The organism is Priestia sp. SIMBA_032 (assembly GCF_046535215.1).
Lineage (GTDB): Bacteria > Bacillota > Bacilli > Bacillales > Bacillaceae_H > Priestia > Priestia aryabhattai.
Genome location: NZ_JAWRXD010000698.1, coordinates 1 through 270, shown reverse-complemented (window position 1 = coordinate 270; position 270 = coordinate 1). Strand labels below are relative to the sequence as shown.

Annotated in this window: 1 protein-coding gene; it reads right to left on the bottom strand. The window is 60.4% G+C overall.

Annotated features, from left to right (window positions below):
* A partial coding sequence (locus SB717_RS36060; RefSeq protein ID WP_410907795.1) for a PAAR domain-containing protein occupies nt 1–242 on the bottom strand: 242 nt, incomplete at its 3' end.
* Nucleotides 243–270 lie beyond the last annotated feature (28 nt).

Here is a 270-nt window from a genome sequence, read left to right as displayed (position 1 = left end):
AGCGTCGCGCCGCATGCAGTGCGCATACCTTCGACAGCCGTATTCCGACCGTCGATTGCGTGCGGATAACGACGGCCGAGCACGTCGGGCAAGATCGGAAATGTGCCCTTGCATTGCGGACACGCAACCATATGGCCGACGCCCGAAATGGGCTTGCCTTCCACCGTTGCTGTCGGGTTTCCTTCAAGCACTCTGCCGCCGTGCGACGTGGTGTCGCCTTCGCAAATGATGCTGCGTCCCAAGTGGCCCTCTCTCAGTTCTGTTTCGTCT